General features: G+C 67.1%; 2 protein-coding genes. One reads left to right on the top strand and one right to left on the bottom strand.

The features are described 5' to 3' along the window. The first annotated feature begins 123 nt into the window (after positions 1 to 123). Complete coding sequence (locus tag ACFY15_RS36845) at positions 124 to 750, top strand: hypothetical protein (protein ID WP_390827081.1); 627 nt, start codon at positions 124 to 126, stop codon at positions 748 to 750. Between the two features lie 159 nt (positions 751 to 909). On the opposite strand, the gene ACFY15_RS36840 is transcribed toward ACFY15_RS36845, so the two are convergent. Beyond that, a complete protein-coding gene (locus ACFY15_RS36840; protein WP_390827080.1) occupies positions 910 to 1,641 on the bottom strand; it encodes an HAD family hydrolase in 732 nt (243 codons plus the stop codon). Positions 1,642 to 2,166: the final 525 nt, after the last annotated feature.

The raw sequence follows: 2,166 nt of genomic DNA, 5'->3' as shown, positions 1-2,166 counted from the left end.
CCCCCGCCCCTTCGCCTGGACGAAGAGCGCCGACGAGATCCTCGAACGCCTGGCCTCATATCTTGATCGAATTCCCGGCGCAGGACACTAGCCGCTGTCAGTGCCGGGCCGGAGAATCAGCGGATGGCCCACGACCCGGCGGCGGCAGGCGAGTCCGAGACTCTCGCCGCCTCCTTACGCGCGTACCTGTCCGAGACCCGCTTCGCCTTCACCGGCCTGACCGGCAAGGAGGCAACCCAGACCATCACCCGTGCGGTGGTGGACTGGGCGAAGGCCTCGGGCTGGAAGTGCCGATCGGAGGCGAGCATGCGCTACATCGACCCGCCGCGCATGCAGCCCGGGGGATGCCGTACGTACTGGTCGCCGCCGTGGTCCGCCTACCTGGATCTCCGTCTGCTTCGCGGGGACGGCGCTCCGATCGCCGTGGAGGTCGACCGCGAGGACGACGGAACCGCCGTGGACAAGCTCCGCGACGAGGCACTGCGCGGGCGCCCCGCGCTGTGGATCCGCTGGCACGGAGCACTGCGAGCCGAACTCCCTGCAGGTGTCGCCCGCCTGCACCTGCCGGCACGCTCGACCCGCTCCCCCATCCGGTACTCGCTGGCCCCGGTCACCGAGAACGCGGCCATCACGCACGGCGAGGCGGTCTCTCGTGAGGCCCGAGAAGACGCTTTGAAACGGGATCGACGGCGGATCTCGGAAGAGAAAGGCTCTACCGCGCTCCCGTACCCGCCGTTGATCCGGTGCTGAGGGACCCGGCACAGAACATTCAGCTCCAGCACGGGCAATGAGCTGATCGGGTTCGACGGGTCGGCAGCCCGACACACCTCCCCCGACGGGATGACGAGTTCGGGTGGTGCTCTACGGGCTGCGCGACTGCGATCCGGAGGCAAGGCCCCGTTCTTGCCCTTAGCTGGCGCTCGCCGCCGTCAGCGTGAAGATTGCCTCCAGAACCCGTGCGACATCCTTGAGGGAGGCGAGTACGAGATCGGCCCCCGCCGAATTCAGCTCGGCTGCCGGGGTCTTACCTGATGCGATGCCGATAACAGGGACTCCGCCTTCGAGGCCAGTTCGGACGTCCTCCAGGGAGTCACCGATGATCACGGTGTTCGAGCGAGTGAAGACCGTTCCGTACTTGGCCTGGGCGCGCTTCTGGGCTAACGCGACGAGCGCCGGGCGGTGGGGGTCGTCGGAGGCGAATCCACCGATCTCGGTGTCGAGGAGGCCGTCGATGTCGAAGGCGGCGAGCTTGAGCACGGCGTTCGGCTTGAGGTTCCCGGTCACGGCGGTCGGAATCAAGCCAGGGTGATCGTGCACCGCTCGCAGCGCGGCGGCGGCTCCTGGCATGAGGACGCCCTGTGCGCGCAGATCCTCCGCATGTGCTGCGAGGTGGACCGGCAGGAGATCCACCATGCGCGGTAGCAGACCGTCGACCTCACCTTCCGGCACTCCGTTATCGATAAGGAGCGATCGGATCGCCAGCGGCATGGTCACACCGGTGCCGCGGGCCGGCAGGTGTTCCGCGGGGCGGCCGACGACCTCGGCGAAGGTCTCGCGGTAGACCTGCCGGTCGACATCCCCGACGTACAGCAGCGTGCGGTCGATGTCCCACAGCACGAGCACCTGCTGGGCCTGAGTCACATTCAGCTCCTTGCACCGTCACGGGAGCGGCACGGTCGATTAGCTAGACCGCACTGATTGCTGCATCGCGGCGCCTGCTGAGCCACTCTTACCACCCCGAAGAACGCGCCAGGCGCTTCCCGGTCAGCCTATGCCTCAATCAGCCGCTGTCCAGGGGCGATTACCTGATCTACAACAACGACCGCTCCAAGGCACTCTGCCACTCCAACCACTCCGATGTGGGATCAGGCTGCGATGCCGAGTTCGGTCCGGGTACGGTGGCGTGCTCTTTATGGGGTCATGCGGGCGGCCCGCTCGCCCTACTGATAGCCGCCATGACCGCCGACGGCACCGCTACGATCCGGGGCCTGCACCATCTCCGGTGCGGCTACGGCCACTTGCTCGACGGACTCGCCACGTTGGGGGCGGAGATCACCACTGAACCGGAGGACTAGTGTCCTGCGCCGGGAATTCGATCAAGATATGAGGCCAGGCGTTCGAGGATCTCGTCGGCGCTCTTCGTCCAGGCGAAGGGGCGGGGGTTCT

It is taken from the genome of Streptomyces sp. NPDC001373, assembly GCF_042895815.1.
Taxonomy (GTDB): domain Bacteria; phylum Actinomycetota; class Actinomycetes; order Streptomycetales; family Streptomycetaceae; genus Streptomyces.
The sequence above is the reverse complement of the archived record's forward strand: the minus strand, read 5'-3'. Positions and strand labels throughout refer to the sequence as shown.